The organism is Klebsiella sp. K-3 (assembly GCF_051207495.1).
GTDB lineage: Bacteria > Pseudomonadota > Gammaproteobacteria > Enterobacterales > Enterobacteriaceae > Klebsiella > Klebsiella aerogenes.
On sequence record NZ_JBPNXF010000019.1, the window covers coordinates 18,290 to 38,601 of the forward strand.

Genomic DNA, 20,312 nt, shown 5'->3' on the forward strand with positions numbered 1-20,312 from the left:
GGCCAACTCAAGATGCTGAGTTGCCGGGGCTCTGAAGAGTACCCGACTTTACTTGTACAGCTCGGCGCTCATCGTCACCTTATTCCCCATATGGGCGCTGGTGATTTTATAATCACTCGCATTCAGTTCTTTCGCTTTTTTGGCAATCACCGCTTCAGCGGAGTCAAGCGTATTACCGGTCGCAGTGACGCTATGCGCGGAAGCGGTAAAGGCAAAAAGTGAAAGTGCGGCTGCGGAAAAAATAGTCGATACGGTTTTCATGTTCATAATCCTGGTAAGTTGTTTCGTTAACGTCGCCCGTTGCAACGTGATGGCGTAAAGGATATGCCCCGCCCGTTGTCTGAAAAAGACGGCAACGGGCAATAGACTTTTCTTCTTTTGTTCATAAAAGGAATGGCCTGGCCATTCCTGGCAACAATCAGGCGCTAAAGTTATTCTTCAACGCCTGCAGGCCGTCGCGATAAATACCGCTGAACAGCGCTTCGGCATCCGCGTCGCTGACGTTAACCGGCGTGAAGCTGCCGGACCACTCGACGCGGGTGATATTGCTATCGGCAGTGGCCACTACCGCGATCGTGGAGAGGTAATCCACAACCGGGAACGGCGCCTGGATTATCGAGTAGCTATAGCTGCGCTGGCGGTTATCAAACGCCTCCAGACGTTCAATGACCGTGCCGCCATCGGAAGTGGTCAGCGTACGCACGCGTCCTCCTTCGCTCACTACGCTTTTCGGGATGAACGGCAGCCAGTCGGGCAGCGAGTCAAAGCCGCCCATCAGTTGCCAGACCTGGTCGACAGAAGCCGGGATTTCGATAGATACAGTAGTATTAGCCATTTTATTTCTCTCTTTATTGCAGATGATTAGAATTACATTGCCAGGGTGTCGACGACGCCGCCATCGACGCGCAGCGCAGCGCCGGTAGTGGCCGACGAAAGCGGCGAGGCGAGATACACCGCCAGGTTCGCCACTTCGTCGACGTCCGCCGCCCGCTGGATAATCGAGCTTGGGCGCGCGGTCTTCACAAATTCATCAGCCTGTTCACGCGGGCTGCGGCCAGACTGCGCGGCGGCCTCCGCCAGCATCTCCTGCAAACCTTCGGTGAAGGTGGGGCCGGGCAGAATGGCGTTAACGGTGACGCCGGTACCGGCCAGACGTTTCGCCAGCCCGTGGGAGACCGCGAGATTGGCGCTTTTGGTCACGCCGTAGTTGATCATGTCGGCAGGAATCGCGACGCCGGATTCCGAGGAGACGAAAATAATGCGTCCCCAGCCGTTGTCGATCATCCCCCGGGCGTAGTGGCGCGACAGCCGCACGCCGGAAAGCACGTTGACGTTATAAAAGTGCATCCACTCGCTATCCGGTACGCTAAAGAAATCTTTATCGTTAAAGATGCCGAGGTTGTTAACCACCACATCAGCATGCGGCTCGGTGGCGAGCAGCGCGCTGACGCCTTCTTCAGTGCTGAGGTCGGCGACCACCCCGCGCAGCTGCGCATCCGGGAGTTCGGCATTAATCGCCGCCATGGCGGTATCAACACCGCGCCGTTGACGGCCGACGATGACCACGGTCGCGCCCGCCTGAGCAAGGCCTTTTGCGATGCCAAGCCCGATGCCGGAAGTGGAGCCGCTCACCACGGCGACTTTATGGGTTAGATCCAGTTTCATGGTGTCTCTCTTGTTTTAAGAGGGGCCCTGCGGCCCCGCTAAAATTAACGAATCGGCAGCGGCGCGTTATCAGCCACCAGATTCTGGCTGCGCATCTCTTCCCAGAAAGCGGCAGGGATGGTCGCTTTCAACGCGGCCAGATCTTCCGCCATACGGCCCGGACGGCTGGAGCCTGGGATCACGGCGGCCACCGCCGGATGAGCCAGGGCAAACTGCAGCGCCGCGGCTTTCACATCCACCTGATGACGGGCGGCAATGGCCTTGATCTGCGCCACCTGCTGGTGGATCGCCGCAGAGGCTTTCTGGTATTCGAAGTGTTCACCGCCGGCGAGAACGCCCGAGCTGTAAGGGCCGCCGACAACGATATCGACATTCTGTTCCAGCGCTTCCGGCATCAGGCGCTGCAGGGCGCGTTTGTGGTCCAGCAGCGAGTAGCGGCCAGCCAGCAGGAACGCATCCGGCTTCGGTTCGTCGAGCGCTAAGGTCAATTCACAAGGTTCGACGCGGTTCACGCCCAGCCCCCATGCCTTAATTACGCCTTCTTCACGCAGGCGGGTCAGCGCGCGGAAGGCGCCGGTACGGGCGATGTTGAATTGTTCTAGCCAGCTGTCACCGTAGAAATCCTGCGCCGGATCGTGGATCCATACGATGTCGAGATGGTCGGTTTTCAGCCGTTTTAAACTGTCTTCAATAGAACGCAGGGTGGCGTCGGCCGAGTAATCGTTGAGGATTTTGTTTTTCAGGCCGTATTCGAAAAGACCGCCTTTCTCACCGAAATCACGCGCGGCTGGGTCTTCCATTTCATCAAGCATGATGCGGCCGACTTTGCTGCTCAGAACGAACTGGTCGCGAGGGTATTGCGAGAGCGCTTCGCCCATCCGGATTTCAGAAAGACCTGACCCGTACAGCGGAGCGGTATCGAAGTAACGAACGCCCAGATCCCAGGCGGCGACGGTGGCGTGCGCCTCGTCTTCCGGGATGTTGCGGAACATGTTACCCAGCGGCGCGCCGCCTAAACCGATGTTGCCTGGTAGAATATGTTTGATGCTCATCTAAGATGTCCTCGATATTGGGTTCCCGTTTTGGGAAGGGTTCTGTGCGGGCGATTTGTGCTGTCGCCCTGTGACGGAGATCACAATACCTTGCGGTGTTATGACTTGATAGGACATAATTCGTCTGACTTAAGTCCTTTGAGGTCTCACATGATTGATTTACGCCAGTTGAAGTACTTTGTGGTGGTAGCGGAAGAGGAGCATGTTGGCCGTGCCGCCGAACGCTTACATATTTCGCAGTCGCCGCTCAGCCGCCAGATAGCCCAGCTGGAGGAGCGCCTTGGGCTCATGCTGTTTGAACGTAACCAGCAGCGTATTCGCCTGACGGCGGACGGGCAGACGTTTTTGGCCGAAACGCGCTCGTTGCTGACCCATGCCAACCGTCTCGAATCATTAGGTAAACGACTGGGGCGCGGCGAAGATGGCGGGTTGTGTATCGGTTATATCGAAAACGCCATGCACTCCGGCGTGCTTTCTACCGCACTGCGCACCCTACGAACGTCTCGCCCGGACGTGCATATCGCGCTGTATAGCCAGCCGCCAGCCACGCAGATTGAGGGCCTGCGCCAGCGCAGTCTGGACTTCTCGCTGGTGGACATGCCGCCTTCGGCGGGCGAACAGGATCTGGAGTATACCCAGGTGCTTGATGACCGGATGCTGCTGGCTTTGCCGCAGAATCATCCGCTGGCCGCTGCGGAAAACTTGCAGCCGGCGCAGCTGGCCGATCAGCAGTGGATCGCGGTTATCCATAACGACGATGCCCATTCGCGCGATGATTTTGTCGCCGCCTGCGTGCGTGCGGGCTTTAATCCGGATATTCGTCTGGAAGCCGGAGAGCCATTAACGGCCCTGGGGCTGGTGGCTGCGGGACTGGGCGTGGCGCTGATCCAGCACAGCCTGCGGCATAACGCCCCTGAGGGGGTCGTGCTGCGGGAAATTCCGTGGATGAGCTATTCGACCCAGCTGTGGGCGGTATGGCACAAAGCTAACCAGCGCCCGCTGGTGATGCACTTTCGCGAAGTGCTACGCGGCGAGAATAATTAGGAATATTCCTGGAATAGGACGTGGCGGCACGAAAATCCGCCGCGATCCCTGCCTGCGCAGCCAATTCATGTTACCGTCAAATATTGACCCTAAAATTATAAGACCTTCATGAAATTTTTATTATCTATCAGTTTATTAAGCTGCTTCCTTTCTCCGGCTTTCGCCGGCACAGCGGTAAAATTATCCTGCTCTTTACGCAAAAACGTGACCATCTCGCGTTTCCATTACCAGCTATCGACCATGAAGTGGGGCGACCATTTCCAGGTCGCTTCCGGCATGCGTCAGGCGCAGACCAAAAATCATATTCCCTATCGGGTAACCAGCTTTCGTAACGGCGACGATCTGGTCTTTTTTCCGGACAGTCAGGAGTACTTTTTCTTCTACTCGGGAATGGCGACGCCGGACCGCTGCGTGGTGGAGGAACACTACGAGTATCCGGTCACGCAGCTGCCGTATTATAAAAAGCCCGCCGCCTGAATCAGGTCTGCTGCGTCTGCAGTTTGCCGGCCATCGCCTGTTGGATAATCGGGATGGGGGTAAGTAAGTGCTCGCGCATGAGCGCGCTGGCTCGCTCGGCGTCGCGCGCCAGGATGGCTTCCAGCAGCGTCTGGTGCTGGACATGTTTATCTTCCAGCATTTCTACCGACAGCACGGTGGTGCGTAGCCAGATGAAGCGGTAGCGCGCCGCCAGATCGAACAGCCGTTCGCGCATCTGCAGTAAATACTGCGAACCACAGCCGGCGACAATGGCGGTATGAAACGCCTGATGGCGCTGATCCCATTCATCGAGTAAGCGCTCACTTGCTTCGCTGGATTCCAGCTTATTAAGCAGATGCGCGCGGGCCAGCAGCTCGGCTTCCCACTCATCGCCACCGCGCTCAATGGCGAGGCGCACCAGCATGGCTTCCATATTGGCGCGGGCATCGAAGATATCGAGGAGTTCCGCCTCGGACATCGAGGCGACACGATAGCCTTTTTGGTTGACCACCGTCACCAGCCGCTCGGCCACCAGCTGCGAGAGCGCTTCCCGCAGCGGCCCGACGCCAAGCTCATAGCGCGACGTCAGCAGGCTCATACGCAGTTTTTCATCAGGCTGATAAACGCCGCGGATGATGTCGTTCTTCAACCAGCGGTATCCATCAATGGCCGTCGCTTGAGGAATGGCGGTCATAGTCTTGCTCCTGAATACATTTCCCGGCCTGCGCCGGGAACAGGGTTAACGCGTATTTTGTAGCGGCAGTTTTTGCCACAATAGCAGCTTTTTCCAGCGCGACATAATCGGCACCGTGCAGATGATAGCGATCGCCAGCGCGCCGGTGGAAATGACCTCCAGCTGCTGCGCCGGACGGAACAGCATCACCACCAGTACGAAGGTGATAAAGGCGATAACCAGCCAGGTGAGCCACGGATAGAGCCACATCTTAAGGCGAATTTCACCGCCTTTCGCCAGCAGGATTTTGCGCATCCGCAACTGAGATACGGCAATGACCAGATAGACCAGCAGGGCGATGGCGCCGGAGCTATCGATGAGGAATTTAAAGACTTTCGCCGGGGCATAGTAGTTCACCACCACCGTTAAGAAGGCCGCGCCGGTGGAGAGCAGCACCGCCACATACGGCGTTTTACTGCGGTTGGTTTTGCCCATTATAGCTGGCGCATCGCCGCGGCGGCTCAGGGAATAGAGCATTCGCGAAGCGGTATACAGCGCCGAGTTCAGGCAACTGGTCACCGACAGCAGGATCACGCCGTCCATAATCAGCTTGGCGTAGGGGATATGCAGTAACTCCAGTACCGAACGGTATGAACCGACGTTCTTCAGCCCCGGCATGTTCCACGGGATCAGCGAGACGACCACGAAAATGGAGCACAGATAGAAGATAGAGATGCGCCAGATAACGGAATTTGTGGCGCGAACAATATGTTTATCCGGCGTATCCGATTCGGCGGCGGCAATGGTGACTATCTCCGCGCCCATAAATGAGAACATGGTAATGAGCATCGCGCTGAGCACCGCGCCGAAGCCGTTAGGCATAAAGCCGCCGTGATCCCACAGGCGCGAAATCCCGCTCACTTCGGCATAGGGATAGAAGCCGGTGATGGCCACCGCGCCCAGCACGATAAAGGCCAGAATGGCGATAACCTTACAGATAGCCAGCCAGAACTCGAATTCGCCGTAGTTCTTGACGCTCAGCAGATTACTGCCGGTGAGGGCGAGGGTGATGACCAGCGAGAATAGCCATACCGGTACGCCGGGGATCCATGAGTTGAGAATAATGGCGGCGATATTGGCTTCCAGGGGGATAACCAGGACCCAAAACCACCAGTACAGCCAGCCGATGGTATAACCCGCCCAGCGGCCGATCGCTTTGTCGGCGTAGGTCGAAAAGGAGCCCGTATCCGGGGTGGCGACGGCCATTTCGGCCAGCATACGCATAATCATCACCACCAATAGCCCGGCGAACAGGTAGGAGAGCAGCACCGCCGGGCCCGCTTCGGCAATGGCGACGCTGGAACCGACAAACAAACTTGCGCCGATAACGCCGGCAATAGATAACATGGTGACGTGGCGTGATTTCAGCCCGCCCCCTAAATCATGTGATTGCGACAGTTGCCCCATCATTAACCCCTTTTATTGTTTTTTGGCGCCGTTTGCCGGATGGCGGTTGCGCCCAATCCGGCCGACAGGCAACCGGACGGGGCGCGTGAGCGTCGCCATCCGGTGCAGGAGTGTTAGCCTTGTTTAGCTTCGTTAAAACAGTCGGCGATAATCTTCAGTCCCTGCGCGATCTGCGCATCTTCGATAGTCAGCGGCACCAGAATACGCAGCACGTTGTAGTACGGTCCGCAGGAGAGCAGGATCAGGCCTTTATCGCGCGCGCGGGCGACGATATCCGCCGTCAGTTTGGCGTTGGGTTTGCTGTGATCGCCCTCTTCAAAGAGTTCAATGGCGATCATCGCCCCCAAGCCGCGGACGTCGCCGATTTCGCGATGCGTTTCGGCGATATTGAGCAGGCCTTTACGCAGCTTGTCGCCGAGCTGATTGGCTTTTTCCAACAGGTTTTCCTGTTCGAAAACCTTGAGTACCGCCAGCGCGGCGGCGCAGGCAATCGGGTTGCCGGCATAGGTGCCGCCCAATCCGCCCGGCGCGATGGCGTCCATGACTTCCGCCCGTCCGGTGACGCCCGCCAGCGGGAAACCGCCGGCGATGGATTTGGCAAAGGTGGTGATATCCGGCGCCACGCCCATCTGCTCCATCGCGAACAGCGTGCCGGTACGGCCCGCGCCGCTCTGGACTTCATCGGCGATCAGCATGATGCCGTGCTCGTCACACAGCGCGCGCAGGCGCTGCATAAAGGCCGGGGAGGCGGCGTAGAAACCGCCTTCGCCCTGGACGGGTTCAATGACGATAGCGGCGATATCTTCCGGCGCGGCGTCATTTTTGAAGATGCGATGGATGCTGGCGATCGCGTCATCATCGCTGATGCCGTGCAGCGCGCACGGGTAGAGCGCGCGATAAACGTGGCCCGGCATTAACCCCATACCCGCGGAGTAAGGGTTCACTTTACCGGTTAACGACAGGGTGTAATGGGTACGGCCATGATAGGCGCCGGTAAAGGCGATGGTGCCGCTACGCCCGGTCGCCGCGCGGGCGATTTTGACCGCGTTTTCCACCGCTTCCGAACCGGTGGTCACCAGCAGGGTTTTCTTGGCGAAATCGCCGGGCACTTTCTGGTTCATCATTTCGCAAAGCTGCAGGTAGGGCTCGTAGGCCAGCACCTGGAAGCAGGTGTGGGTCAGCTTCTTCAGCTGGCCTTCCACCGCGGCGATCACCTCAGGATGCAGGTGGCCGGTATTTAACACCGCGATACCGCCGGCGAAATCGAGATATTCACGGCCTTCAACGTCCCATACCCGGCAGTTCTCCGCACGGTCGGCAAAGATAGGGTGAATCTGTCCGACGCCGCGCGGCACCGCGTCGCTACGGCGCTGCATTAACGCTTTATTGCTGGTCATGTCCTGCTCTCCTGTTAAAGGCCGATACACATATATTTGATTTCTAAATAATCTTCGATGCCGTACTTCGAACCTTCGCGGCCCAGACCGGAGGCTTTAATGCCGCCGAACGGCGCGACTTCGTTGGAGATAATGCCGGTATTGATGCCAACGATGCCGTACTCCAGCGCTTCGCCGACGCGGAAGACGCGGCTCAGGTCGCGGGCGTAGAAATAGGCGGCGAGGCCGAATTCGGTATCGTTGGCCTGGGCAATGACATCGGCTTCATCTTTAAAGCGGAACAGCGGCGCCAGCGGGCCGAAGGTCTCTTCTTTCGCCACTTTGGCGCTGCTCGGGACGTTGACCAGAATGGTGGGCTGGAAGAAGTTGCCGCCCAGCGCGTGTGGTTTGCCGCCGGTGACGATGCGCGCGCCTTTCGCAAGGGCGTCGGCAATATGTTCTTCGACCTTAGCTACCGCTTTATCATCGATCAGCGGGCCAGTGGTGACGCCGTCCTGCAGGCCGTCGCCGATATGCAGTTTTTCCACCGCCTGCTGCAGTTTTTCAGCGAAACGGTCATAGACGCTGTCCTGCACATACAGTCGGTTGGCGCAGACGCAGGTCTGCCCGGCGTTGCGGAACTTCGACGCCAGCGCCCCTTCGACGGCTTTATCGAGGTCGGCGTCGTCAAAGACGATAAACGGCGCGTTGCCGCCGAGTTCTAACGACACTTTTTTGATGTCTTTCGCACACTGCTCCATCAGCTGGCGGCCAATTTCGGTCGAGCCGGTGAAGGAGAGCTTGCGTACCAGCGGGTTGCTGGTCAGTTCGTTGCCGACGGCCCCGGCGGAACCTGTGACCACGTTAAATACCCCGGCGGGAATACCGGCGCGATTCGCCAGTTCGGCCAGCGCCAGCGCGGAAAACGGCGTCTGGCTCGCCGGTTTCAGGACCATGGTACAGCCGGCGGCCAGCGCCGGGCCCGCTTTACGGGTGATCATCGCCGCCGGGAAGTTCCACGGGGTGATGGCGGCGGTAACGCCGATGGGCTGCTTGATGACAATCAGGCGCTTGTCGGCCTGATGACCGGGAATGGTATCGCCGTAAATGCGCTTACCTTCTTCGGCGAACCACTCAATAAAGGCGGCGGCGTAGCTGATTTCGCCTTTGGCTTCCGCCAGCGGTTTCCCCTGTTCGAGGGTCATCAGGCGGGCGAGATCGTCCTGGTTCTCCATCATCAGATCGAACCAGCGGCGCAGAAGCGTGGCGCGCTCTTTGGCGGTCAGGGCACGCCAGGCTGGCAGGGCGCGGTTGGCGGCTTCAATCGCTTCGCGGGTTTCGTCGGCGCCCATTTTCGGCACGCTACCCAGCTGCTGGCCGTTGGCGGGGTTGGTCACCGCAATCACGTCGCCGTTTTGCGCATCGCGCCACTGGCCATCAATTAGCGCCTGCTGGCGAAACAGAGTTGCATCTTTAAGTTGCATAATCGCTTCCTGTCTTAAGGGGTTAACGAGTAAAAGCGGCGTGTAGTGTCTCCACGCTACGTGCCGCACGCAGCGTGCGTCCGGGATTGCTCTGGCTTGCCAGCAGGGTTTGCACCTTGCTGACGATGTGCGCGCCGATCGGGATAGCCGACGTGGCCGCCGGCGACGGCGCGTTACAGGTGTGGATGGAACGCGCGGTAGTGACAAAGAGGAAATCGTCGATCAGCTTGCCCTGCGGCGATACCGCCTGTGCCCGCACGCCGGCAGGCCACGGGCGCAAATCGCTTAATGTCAGGCTGGGGCAGTATTTCTGCACCAGCCGCAGATAGCCGCTTCTGCACAGCGAATTCTTCATTTCGCCAAGCCCGGAGCGCAGGTTGTTTTGCAGTACCCGGCGAATGCCGGGCGAGGTCAGGATCTCAAGGGTATCGCTCAGTGAGATATCGCGCTTGCGATAGCCTTCGCGCTTCAGCGCCAGCACCGCGTTAGGGCCGACGGTGACGCTACCGTCGATCATGCGGGTCAGGTGGACGCCGAGGAACGGCATCGCCGGATCGGGGATCGGATAGATCAGATGATTGACGATCTGGTTGTGCTGCGGCGCCAGTTGGAAATATTCGCCGCGGAACGGGCAGATGATAAAGCCGGGATCGACGCCGATCATTTTCACCAGCCGATCGGCCATCAGCCCGGAGCAGGTAATCAGCGTCGATGCCTCATATTCGCCGCCCTGGCGGGTGTGGACGACCACGCCGCTGGCGTGCTCTTTCAGGGCGCTGACTTCGGCGTCGTAGACAATCGTTCCACCTTTGGATTCGAAGATCTTCGCCATTGCCGCCGCGACTTCACGATAGCTGACAATGCCGCTCGAAGGAACGAAGATCCCGCCCAGTCCGCTGATGTTCGGCTCGCGTTCGCGCAGCTCGCTCGCGCTCAGCCATTCGCGTTGCAGCCCGTTAGCGGCGGTGCGATCCCACAACGCGCGCATCCGCTCCATCTCCAGCGGCGAGGTGGCAACCAGCATCTTGCCGCAGACGTCGTAGCGAATCGCATTCTGCTCGCAAAAGGCTTTGGTGGCGCGGTTGCCGGCGAGGCAAAACTGCGCCTTAAGGCTGCCGGGGGTATAGTAAACCCCGGCGTGGATCACTCCGCTGTTGTGGCCAGTCTGATGGCAGGCCGGGCCGGACTCTTTTTCCAGCAGGGCAATGCGGGCGTCCGGGTAAATCTCAATTAACTGCATGGCGGTCGACATGCCGATAATGCCGCCGCCGATAATCACGAAATCATACATCCGCTCAATTCCTTCGCCTAAGAACCCTTATTGATGAGTCTGGTAATGATTCGTGGAATACGCAAAGTAGCCGCGCTGGCGCATCAGTTCGCGACGCAGATCCGGATGCGGGGTAAAGCGGTCGCGACCGTGCAGCCAGAAAAGATTGTTTATCAACAGGAATTTACCCACCGGCACCGGTACGGAAAGAATGTTTTTACTGGTTTCCAGCGCGTCGGAAAGGCGGCTCAGCCAGGTGCCTTCTTCGAAATCTTTCGGCTGCACAAACTGGTCGATATAGCGCATTACCGGGCGACCCTGCTGGTCGACGTCGAAAACCGGATGGAAGACGTCTTTGCTGACGTTTTTGCTCGGCGGCGCGGCCCAGCGCATTGGACGGCGGGCCAGCGGATCGCGGAAGAATTCGTCGAGATGTTCCCAGTCATCGAGATGCAGCAGCAGTGAATTGCCGCCCTGCATATTCTGTTCATCGATCTTCATCATCAGCACGTAGTCGGTAATTTCTTCGACATAGGTACCGTCATTGTGCAGTTCCATCACGCGGTGCGGCTGGCGCAGGTAGCTATCTGAGTTATCGACGTTTTTCACCACGAAGCGAGCGTAATACTGGCCGCTCATGGCATCAAAGTTGGAACGGCCGATCAAATGCGCCACGGCGGTAGCCAGTTTGACCATTTCATCGGCCTGAGAGACGTTGTCAATGCCGATACCGTTGATCAGCAGAGCGCCCTCCGCGCGATTGAGCAGTGTATTGATCAGCAGCGGCTGCAGCTGGTTGCCGCACAGATCGTCGAGGATCTTGCCGACCTGAAAGCGCAAAAAGGATTTGTATTCCAGCGCCTGCACTGGCCACTGCGCGACTTGTTGCAAAAATTGCGCGGTCGTTTCGGCGGTGAACGTTAGCTCCAGCAGACGCGGCGATTGCGCAGAGGGAGCGAAGGAAAAACCGGTGTAGCTGTGGGCCAAATCATCAGCATGAGGTTTTACGGCGGTCAGTGCATTCATCAGAATCATTCCTCGGGTAGAGTCAGAGAGTCGGGGTGATGCTCATTTCGTAGCCATAAATTAAAAATATCTACATTTTTGAAAAATGCGTATGAAATAGCCATATTGTTTAATTTTTGTGATCGCTAGCAACAATAAGTTAACAATATGAAAGGCGAGGGCAGACGAGGTGGGAAAAGAAAAATGCCTGAAAATTAATAAGTTGAAGATAGGACGGACAGCCCGGATAGCGGGGGAGTGGATATCCGGGGAAAAGCGGGGTTATTTTTCGACGCTGGCCACTAAGGCTTCAATGGTTTGTTCCCGCCAGAGGAGCCCCTGCAGGGCAAACCACGGCATGTTTTCCAGCCACTGAAGATGAGCTTCGGTTTCAATACCTTCGACGATCACCTGATACTGATTCGCCTGAAAATAGTGCAGGAGTGAGTCCATCAACTGCTGGCCGTTTTTCTTTTCCAGCAGGCTCCATAACAGGTTCTTGTCGGTCTTGATAAAACGAAAGGGTTGCGCCGTCAGGGCGGCGAACCCGGCGTAACCGGCGCCAAAATCATCCAGCCAGAAGGAGTATTTGTCCGTCAGGGCGTCGATGGTCGGGGTGCGTTTCACCAGCGTGTTGGAAAATTCATTAACCTCAAAATGCAGGCAGCCGATGGTTTTCACGCACTCGGCGATAAAATCATCATGCAGCATATGCAGCGTCGACTCGTCGACGTTGAGGGTAACCATGACTTCGTTGTGGCGGAACCACTGCTGATGCTGCCTGACCAGCTCAATCTGTTCGAGCAGGATGCGGGCGCGCAGTGATTCCGATGCCTCACTGAAAAACCGTTCTATTTCTTGCGGACTAGCAGGCTCGTGATGAGCAAACCGGGTCAAACATTCAACCGCAATCATTTTGCCTTCGCGGTTGAACATCGGCTGAAATACATAGCGTAACCCGGTCGGTTCGGTGTTGGTCAGCGGCATTTTGCTTCACTATTTAAAGGTAACGTCGATATTGGCCGTCGCATTAAAGGTGCCGATTTTTGGCTTAACGCTTAGCCATTTCAGGCTGGCCAGGAAGTTGCTTTCTACCACGCTGCCGTTAATCATGCCCAACTGCGTCGGGGTATTCATGGAAAGCCAGGTTGTCGGCGCATCTGCGCGCGAGAGCAGGATGCCAAAACCGCTATCGTTAGATGGCAGAATGGTATTGGTGTCCTGGGTCGGCTGCTGGGTGCTGAAGCTGGCCATTAAGGTCTGCCCCTGGCAATCCTGGCCAGCGCCGGTCAGGTCGGCGCGGACGCTGAACGGAACCTGTTTCTCAATGGCGCCGACGACGGCATTGCGCGCCGGGATGCTGCCGAAGTTTACCGTTGAACCATTGTTCGCCGAGACGGTGATTTTCGGGTTACAGGCGATAAAGCGGATGTTGCCAAGCCCGGTGACCCACGCGCGGAAGTTACTATTCGGGCGGCTGTTGAGGCCGCCAACGCCGTCAACCTGGAAGATAGCGTAGCGGTTGGTGTCGTTAATCACGCCGTTTGACGGCGGCGGATTACCGGTGGCTTTAATATAAACCGAGTAGGTCACCGTGACGGTCTGCGGGGTCGCCGGAGACTGGCATGCACCGCCGGGACGGTTGCGGCGGCAGACCGTACCGGGACCGATGTCGGTTTTCTGACCTTTTGCCGGTTTAATATCGGAACTCAGATAGGTTACGCCGACTTCCAGCGAGTTGTGGATATTCTGCATCCGGGTTTCCGGATCCCAGTACAGATACGCATTTTCGCCGTTGGGCATATGATCCGTATCGGTACAGGTGAAGGTGGAGGTAAACGTCGGCGAACGCCACAGCAGGGCGCCCGGCTTCAGGTTAGCGGTCGAAACGTTAATCTGATCGGTGAGCGCGATGGTCTGCGAAATCTCCGTACCGTTCTTCTTACAGCTCAGCGCGAAGCTGCTGGTGGAGAACAGCGCGCTCGAGAGTACCAGCAGCGTCAGCCCGGTGCGGGATAAGAGGTTAAACTTCGACATAACTAATTGTCCTTTCATGTTATTTACAGGTCAGGGAGACGACCTGATAACCACCGGGTTGATCGGCTTGAATAGCAGGTAACTCTGGCACCGTCAGGCTGCAGGAGGCGTCGGCATCGTCGCCCCATTTCATCTGCAGACGGTCGCCGCTCTGAACGCCGGAAACGTACGCTTCACCGCGGGTACCGACTACGCCGACATGTTCGCCGTTCTGACCGAAGATATTGGCGCCAATCACCGGCACGCTGCCGTCCGCCAGTTTGGCGTGGATAAGCAGGCTCTGGCCGAGATGCGTTTCAAAGGTCACGCGGCCGATGGCGCGCTCGGTCGGCACGATATCTTTCGCCGCCAGCGGAATTTCCAGGCCGTTGCCGATATCCGAAGTACGCAGCGCGACGCGGTTGTGGCGATACGGCATCGCAGAAGTGAGCACCGCGTAGCCGAAGCGGTCAATCGCTACTCCAGGCTGGTTTTCCAGGCGCACGCCCTGCGCCCCTTTCGCTTTCACCACCACGAAGGTGTTCTGCAGCGGCTGCGACAGGGTGACGCCGCCAGAGTGCGCGACCACGCCGCCGGAGACGTTCAGCGAAGTCTGCTGATAGTTGTTGTTGTAGCTGTAGCCCAGATCGACGTTACCCATGCTGCCCAGATAACCCAGGTTGACCAGGCTGGTATCGCCGCCGTGCTGGGTGTGACCGCTCTGCACGAAGTAATTCATGCGGTTGTCATCAAGCAGCGTACCGCTCATCCCGGCGCTGTAGCCGCTACCGCTCTGCTTGCTGTTAGAGGCGTTAAAGTTAACCGTGCTTTCATGGTCCGGGCCAAAGATGTTGATTGGCACCGAGACGTTCAGGTTAACGCTGTTGTCGCTATAGCCGTAGTTACTGCGGCTGTTCTGGTAAAACACGCCGACGCTGACGCGATTCCAGGTAGTGTTGAAACCGGTCTGGATGGTGCGGTCGTAAGCGGAAGTGTTCCAGTAGTTCTGACGAATAAAGGTCGCGTACAGCGAAGCGCCGGCAATGTGCTGGTTGACCGTCATCTCGACGCGCTGGCGTTTGTTGTTGTATTGCTGCGAGTCGTAGTAACGACGGCGCTGGTTTTGCGTCGCCCAATCCGGCGCGCCGGTTTTATCGTCGCTCTGATCGTAATACTGGGTGTGGTAGAAACCGTTCTGCCAGTTGTTACGTTCAGCTACCGCATCGGAGAAGTCATAGAAGCCCGACGTCGAATAACGGTAGCCGGCGATCTGTACGTCGGTACCGAGAGTGTTGAGCGATTTGGAATAGAGGAAGCGTACGCTGGCGCCGCGCTTGTTCTCGCCGGAAGCCAGATCGGTATCAGACCATGAGGCGTCAACGGAGGCCGCTCCGTACTCGCCCATGTTTTTACCCAACCCGACCACGCCGGAGCGATAGTGCTCGGCCATGATAATCCCGCCATATGGCGTATAGTCGGAGCCGGCGCCATGCGCGACGGTGCCCTGGATAAATTGCGGCTGATAATTATTGGTGCCGTCGTGGTATTTACCCGCGGTCACCTGATACTCCCAGATCCCGTCGCGCAGCATATTCGGTACGGAGGAGTAAGGCAGGGTGAAGCTATGGCGTGAGCCATCCGCCTCGATAACCGTTACGGCTAAGTCGCCGCTAAGGGTGCTTGGTGAAATATCGGTCAGCGCGAACGGTCCCGGCGGCACCACGGTGCTGTATACGGTATAGCCGTTCTGGCGCACTTCGACGCGGGCGTTGGTGTTGGCGACGCCGCGTACGACCGGCGCGTAGCCGCGACGGCTGTCCGGCAGCATTTCCGGAACGCTGGAAATCTGCGCGCCGCGGAACTGGAAGCTGTCGAACACGTTATTATTGGTGTTGCTTTGGCCAATCTGAATACGGCTGCGCCACGAGGCGATATCGGTTTCCGCCCAGGTGGAAATCGGGTTCCACTGCTCTTTTTGCCCGGTCTGTTTTGACAGGGAGGAGGTATTGCGAAAACGCCACGCGCCGACGTTAAGGCCGTTATTGAGGCTCAGGAAGTAGTAGTCGCTGTCCTGTTTGCCGCTGCCGCTGGAAAAACGGGAGTGGCTGCCGCTGAAAGCGTAGTTAACGAAACCGGCGTTAATACCGTCGTCATAGACCAGCGGCGAAATCTCGCCCTGTGGTCGCGCTTCGAGTTCAGTTTGCGGTACGGAGATGTTCAGCTCCTGCAGCGCGGCGTTCCAGCTCACGCTACTGCCTGGAATATTTTTTACCAGATCGTAGCAGGCGCTGCTGCCGGCGGTATCTGGCACCAGAACGCCGTATGAACGGTAGCTGTCGGCATCTAAACAGAAATAGCCCGGGGTGTTAGGCGTATCTTTTTTAAATTCTATTTCCCGGTGATCGACGCGATTTTTATTCAGGTAAATATCGAAGGCATATTTACCTGGTAAAATATCGTCGCCGGTAGAGAGGTTTTGCACCAGCGAGGCGTTATTCGCCCCGCGGATGAAAGAGGTATTGAATTGCTCTTCGGCATTGACAAATGGTGTCGCCAGTAATGACATTGTCGAGGCGTAAACAGCAAAGCGAACGTGCTGCGCCAGACATCCAGGGATCGTCCTTATTTTATTATGGCTAGCCATTGTATTGCTCTCTTACTGAATGCGGATATCTTTAATTTCCGTATGTCCGCCAAAATCATTGATAAAAGTGAATGACATCTGATCCGCTGCCGCCGCGCCGGCTGGCAATTTGATGTTCAGAGAGTCCATGGGGTTAACCATGTCAGCATTCACTTTCCAGGTCTTCGCGCCGCTCTTCAGCGTCAGTACGCCGAAAGTCACGTGCAGCGGACCTTTGTTAGTCACGACCAGCTCGTTACCCTGCTTGCGCCAGGTCAGGGCCTGGGCTTCCTTTTGCAAAGTGGTCTTCAGCGTGGTAGGGCGGTAGAACAGCTTCACGCGGGTGCGGATCGCAATCTGCAGTACGTTTTCTTGTTTCGCCGAAGGCGGAATTTCCTGCACGTTAATCCAGTACACGGATTCGCGGTCGGTCGGTAATCCGCTGCCGGAATAAACAAAGCGCAAAATAGCGTCTTTATTGCCCGCCAGTTTTAAAATCGGCGGAATAGCCTGCATCGGTAAATTGGTTGGCGTTGCGGTGGCGTCACCGGTATCAAGCCAGGTCTGAACCATCCATGTTTCATCGGTATCATTATGAATGGATAACGCCGCAGATTTTTCCCCGCCGTTATAAATAACCCGAGTCTGATCGACCTGAATACCCGCAAAAGTATCCAGCGAGACAAATAACAATAAAGCGGTTAATAACTTTTTCATTTCACGTTCCAAATAATGTTACCAGCCATCCATGGCCAAAACGTCTACCCTAAAACGGGATTATCCGTATTATTTGTATTCGATGGTGAAGGTGGCGTTTGCGTTAGCAGAACCAGCAGTCACATCCTTCAGGAAGGATTTGTAACGAGCTTTCAGGTTGAATACCGCAGTGCCGCTGTTGTCGTCAGACGCTGCAACGTTAACCCACGGGGAGTTGTCGTCTGCGCTCTGGTTGATTGGGACGATTTTTTCGTCGTTGGTCAGGATTTCGATACCTACGCCGCCAGCGTTATCAACGGACAGCAGGTTCGGGTTACCGGCAACGGTCGCACCGTCGAAGCGCAGGGAGTAATCACCGGCTTCACATTTTTCCAGGTTGATGGTGAACGCTTTAGAAGCGGTAACATCGCCAACAGCGTTGAACGCGGTAGTCGGGTATTTACCGATAAAAACGTCTTTGTTCTGGTCGGTAGAAGTCACAGTACAGGTTGACTGGATGATTTCACCGGTGAAGTTGACCTTGCCGTTAACTGCGTAAGCACTGGTGGCGGACGCGGACAGGATCAGTGCTACAACAGGCAGTAATTTCTTATTCATTTTAACTCCATGTACTTAAGGGGATAACCATAGTGGTAATCAAACACGGCAAGCGAATACCGTGCAGATGGGTATCCAGATAACCTATGTTGGCGTGTTGATCGCGATGAAATATACAGCAACAGTTTTCGCGTTTTGATTGCTTCGGTGACTTAATTACAGAAAATTAATAGACATAAACGATGCACTTGATCGGACTTATCTGATATTGGCAACGATAATAATTTTATGGTCAGCGGGTGGCTGGAGAGAGTTTTGCGGGGAAAGGAAATTAATTAACTTATTGTTTTTAGTTGGTTTTATTGTTTTTGTTTCTCAGGGGGGAAACGTTTATGTGCTGTGCCGGGCAAATTAAAAACGCTGATTTATCCATCGCTATGCATAATGTGTAAGCGTTATTTCCAAATGTTTCCTGTTACCTTCGGGAGCGCCTACTGATGGCGGATTACTCCGCCGAATTAACCCCTTTTAAGGCCTCCGCCAGCCAGCGGGAAAAATGCAACATTGCCGGCGTTTCCGGACGCGATTGCAAACGCGTCAGCCAGTAGTTGCCGAGATCGATATGAATCTTAAACGGCTGCACAATGCGTTTTTCTTCCAGCAGATGGCTGAACATTTTTACCGGGGCGATAGCCACGCCTAAGCCTGCCTGCGCCGCTTCCAGCATGGTCACGGATGAGTCGAAGACAATAACCCGATGGGTTGGCGAAGGCGGCAATTCTCCCGCTGCCTGCATCCACGCCGACCATTCGTCGCGGCGATAAGAGCGGAGCAGCGTGAACTGCAAAATATCCTTCGGTGTATTTAGCCGGGCAGCTAATGACGGGGCGCACAGCGCGGAGAGCGGGGCGGCGCACAGATACTGCGCGGCGGTATCATGCCAGGCGCCGCCGCCAAAACGAATCACATAATCCAGCCCTTCGGCGGCGGGATCGACGCGATTATTATGGGTGGAGATCTGCAAATCGATATGCGGGCACTCGCGCCAGAAGGCTGGCAACAGTGGGAACAGCGCGCCCGTGGCGAAAGTGCCGACTACGCCGATCTTGAGCTTCTCCTGCGCCTGCTGACCGGTAAAACGGTCGAGCATCCCGGCAATCCTTTCAAACGACTCATTGAGTACCGGTAACAGGCCTTCTCCTTCGGTGGTGAGCTTGAGGCCGCGCGACACGCGAACGAACAGCTGGCAGTTAAGATGTTCCTCCAGCGTCTTCACATGCTGGCTGATGGCGGAGTGGGTGACGTTAAGCTCAATCGCCGCGCGGGTAAAACTGAGATGCCGGGCGGCCGCTTCAAACGCCCGCAGTGAATTGAGAGGAAGATAGCTGCGCGTCATAACATTATCCGTTAGAAAAACTAAAGCCTGCTGCTAAATTTAACAGTTTGTCAGCGCAGTGCAAAACACCGACACTGAGCGCGTCTGAAGGGCCCGGACGAGAGTGGATATTGAGCGAGAACCGATAATGGAAAAATACTTCATGATGAAAAAATCCCTTACAGGCGTACTGCTGCTGGGCGCCTCATTTTCGACGTTTGCCGCGCCGCAAACGGCGGAGCAGCTGCGCGAACTGGTCAATCAGACCATCACGCCGTTAATGAAAGAACAGGCGATACCGGGTATGGCGGTGGCGGTGATCTATCACGGCAAACCCTACTATTTCACCTGGGGCCAGGCCGATGTCGCCGGCCAGCGTCCGGTGACGCGACAGACGTTGTTTGAGCTGGGCTCTGTTAGTAAGACTTTCACCGGCGTGCTGGGCGGCGATGCGGTGGCGCGCGGTGAAATTAAGCTCAGCGATCCGGCGCAGAAGTACTGGCCGCAGTTGACCGGCAAGCAGTGGCAGGGGATTTCGCTGCTGCATCTCGCCACCTATACCGCAGGCGGTCTGCCGCTGCAGGTTCCGGACGAGGTGACGGATGAAGCGGCATTACTGCGTTACTATCAGAACTGGCAGCCGCAGTGGGCGCCGGGGAGTAAGCGGCTGTACGCCAATGCCAGCATTGGCCTGTTTGGCGCGCTGGCGGTGAAACCTTCCGGTATGAGCTTTGAACAGGCGATGACTCAGCGCGTATTGCAGCCGTTAACACTGAGCCACACCTGGATTAACGTACCGCCCGCCCAGAGCAAAGATTACGCCTGGGGTTATCGCGACGGTAAAGCGGTACATGTTTCGCCGGGGCAACTGGACGCTGAGGCTTACGGCGTGAAGTCGAGCATTGAGGATATGGCGCACTGGGTGCTGGCGAATATGAACCACGAGGCGGTGCAGGATAAAAATCTGCGGCAGGGGATCCAGCTGGCGCAGTCGCGCTACTGGCGGGCTGGGGAGATGTATCAGGGTCTCGGCTGGGAGATGCTGAACTGGCCGGTGTCGGCCGAGGTGCTGATTAACGGCAGCGATAATAAGGTAGCGCTTGCCGCGACGCCGGTAACGGCAGTCAATCCGCCCGCGCCGCCGGTGAAGGCCGCCTGGGTACATAAGACCGGCTCCACCGGCGGATTCGGCAGCTACGTGGCCTTTATCCCGCAACAGGATCTCGGCATCGTGATGCTGGCGAATAAAAGCTACCCCAACCCGGAGCGGGTGAAGGCGGCGTATCATATTCTTGAGGCGCTGCAGTAAGGACGGTCGCGCTGCGCTTAGTGGGGCCAAGGTGGCGCTAACTGGTAGATACTGTTATCGGTTTGCAACCTTTTAGCTTGAGAAAAGCGTTTATCTCGTTTCGCTCCAGAGTATCTTGCGCTCCCGGTTAATTTTTCTGCAACATGTTTTCCGTGGCGCAGGGAGCGCACAGGGGGCGGCCAGTCGCCGCCGCCCCCTGTACCCCCGGGCTTTGGCCGCCAA

General features: G+C 56.8%; 19 protein-coding genes. 3 read left to right on the top strand and 16 right to left on the bottom strand.

Annotation, left to right across the window (positions count from 1 at the left end; translation table 11 throughout):
* Positions 1-48: 48 nt before the first annotated feature.
* The 4 genes from ACSEMK_RS22970 to ACSEMK_RS22985 all read right to left on the bottom strand — a co-directional run bounded on the left by ACSEMK_RS22970 (position 49) and on the right by ACSEMK_RS22985 (position 2,717).
* The gene (locus ACSEMK_RS22970; protein ID WP_087859121.1) at positions 49-261 is read right to left on the bottom strand and encodes a DUF1471 domain-containing protein; all 213 of its coding nucleotides are present in this window, start codon (positions 259-261) and stop codon (positions 49-51) included.
* A 157-nt stretch (positions 262-418) separates the two neighbouring features.
* Entirely contained in the window at positions 419-835 is a 417-nt protein-coding gene (locus ACSEMK_RS22975; RefSeq protein ID WP_045391102.1) for an SRPBCC family protein, read from the bottom strand.
* A gap of 32 nt (positions 836-867) precedes the next feature.
* A complete protein-coding gene (locus tag ACSEMK_RS22980; RefSeq protein WP_430915522.1) occupies positions 868-1,665 on the bottom strand; it encodes an SDR family NAD(P)-dependent oxidoreductase in 798 nt (265 codons plus the stop codon).
* Between the two features lie 44 nt (positions 1,666-1,709).
* On the bottom strand, positions 1,710-2,717 hold the full coding sequence (locus ACSEMK_RS22985; RefSeq protein WP_435336648.1) for an aldo/keto reductase: 1,008 nt from the start codon (positions 2,715-2,717) through the stop codon (positions 1,710-1,712).
* 150 nt (positions 2,718-2,867) lie between these two features.
* Between ACSEMK_RS22985 and ACSEMK_RS22990 the strand changes: the two genes are divergently transcribed.
* Positions 2,868-3,761 (top strand): LysR substrate-binding domain-containing protein, encoded by an 894-nt coding sequence (locus ACSEMK_RS22990; RefSeq protein ID WP_015368059.1) that lies wholly within the window; start codon positions 2,868-2,870, stop codon positions 3,759-3,761.
* Positions 3,762-3,869: 108 nt separating this feature from the next.
* A complete protein-coding gene (locus ACSEMK_RS22995) occupies positions 3,870-4,238 on the top strand; it encodes a hypothetical protein (RefSeq protein ID WP_228302482.1) in 369 nt (122 codons plus the stop codon).
* Position 4,239: 1 nt separating this feature from the next.
* Here ACSEMK_RS22995 and csiR read toward each other — a convergent pair whose 3' ends face one another.
* The 12 genes from csiR to ampR all read right to left on the bottom strand — a co-directional run bounded on the left by csiR (position 4,240) and on the right by ampR (position 18,802).
* Positions 4,240-4,932, bottom strand: coding sequence for a DNA-binding transcriptional regulator CsiR (gene csiR, locus ACSEMK_RS23000; RefSeq protein ID WP_087859126.1), 693 nt, complete (start codon positions 4,930-4,932; stop codon positions 4,240-4,242).
* 45 nt (positions 4,933-4,977) lie between these two features.
* Positions 4,978-6,378 carry a GABA permease gene (gene gabP, locus ACSEMK_RS23005; RefSeq protein ID WP_015704496.1) on the bottom strand — a complete coding sequence of 467 codons (1,401 nt, stop codon included), beginning with the start codon at positions 6,376-6,378 and terminating at the stop codon, positions 4,978-4,980.
* Between the two features lie 113 nt (positions 6,379-6,491).
* Positions 6,492-7,775 (bottom strand): 4-aminobutyrate--2-oxoglutarate transaminase, encoded by a 1,284-nt coding sequence (gene gabT, locus ACSEMK_RS23010; protein WP_015368062.1) that lies wholly within the window; start codon positions 7,773-7,775, stop codon positions 6,492-6,494.
* Positions 7,776-7,789: 14 nt separating this feature from the next.
* A complete protein-coding gene (gabD, locus tag ACSEMK_RS23015) occupies positions 7,790-9,238 on the bottom strand; it encodes an NADP-dependent succinate-semialdehyde dehydrogenase (RefSeq protein ID WP_430915524.1) in 1,449 nt (482 codons plus the stop codon).
* A 22-nt stretch (positions 9,239-9,260) separates the two neighbouring features.
* Positions 9,261-10,529, bottom strand: coding sequence for an L-2-hydroxyglutarate oxidase (gene lhgO / locus ACSEMK_RS23020; RefSeq protein ID WP_213317717.1), 1,269 nt, complete (start codon positions 10,527-10,529; stop codon positions 9,261-9,263).
* 27 nt (positions 10,530-10,556) lie between these two features.
* Positions 10,557-11,534, bottom strand: a complete 978-nt coding sequence (gene glaH, locus ACSEMK_RS23025; protein ID WP_045380863.1) for a glutarate dioxygenase GlaH — start codon at positions 11,532-11,534, stop codon at positions 10,557-10,559.
* Between the two features lie 261 nt (positions 11,535-11,795).
* Positions 11,796-12,500: an EAL domain-containing protein gene (locus tag ACSEMK_RS23030; protein ID WP_045391073.1), complete on the bottom strand. Its 705-nt coding sequence runs from the start codon at positions 12,498-12,500 to the stop codon at positions 11,796-11,798.
* Between the two features lie 9 nt (positions 12,501-12,509).
* A complete protein-coding gene (locus ACSEMK_RS23035) occupies positions 12,510-13,550 on the bottom strand; it encodes a fimbrial protein (RefSeq protein ID WP_213317716.1) in 1,041 nt (346 codons plus the stop codon).
* 19 nt (positions 13,551-13,569) lie between these two features.
* Positions 13,570-16,095, bottom strand: coding sequence for a fimbria/pilus outer membrane usher protein (locus ACSEMK_RS23040; RefSeq protein ID WP_087859130.1), 2,526 nt, complete (start codon positions 16,093-16,095; stop codon positions 13,570-13,572).
* Between the two features lie 90 nt (positions 16,096-16,185).
* The gene (locus ACSEMK_RS23045) at positions 16,186-16,869 is read right to left on the bottom strand and encodes a fimbrial biogenesis chaperone (protein WP_045391067.1); all 684 of its coding nucleotides are present in this window, start codon (positions 16,867-16,869) and stop codon (positions 16,186-16,188) included.
* Positions 16,870-16,938: 69 nt separating this feature from the next.
* Positions 16,939-17,466: a fimbrial protein gene (locus ACSEMK_RS23050; protein WP_087859131.1), complete on the bottom strand. Its 528-nt coding sequence runs from the start codon at positions 17,464-17,466 to the stop codon at positions 16,939-16,941.
* Positions 17,467-17,911: 445 nt separating this feature from the next.
* Positions 17,912-18,802, bottom strand: a complete 891-nt coding sequence (ampR, locus tag ACSEMK_RS23055; RefSeq protein ID WP_113374949.1) for a LysR family transcriptional regulator AmpR — start codon at positions 18,800-18,802, stop codon at positions 17,912-17,914.
* A gap of 142 nt (positions 18,803-18,944) precedes the next feature.
* Between ampR and ampC the strand changes: the two genes are divergently transcribed.
* On the top strand, positions 18,945-20,090 hold the full coding sequence (gene ampC, locus ACSEMK_RS23060) for a CMY2-MIR-ACT-EC family cephalosporin-hydrolyzing class C beta-lactamase (protein ID WP_348854100.1): 1,146 nt from the start codon (positions 18,945-18,947) through the stop codon (positions 20,088-20,090).
* Positions 20,091-20,312 lie beyond the last annotated feature (222 nt).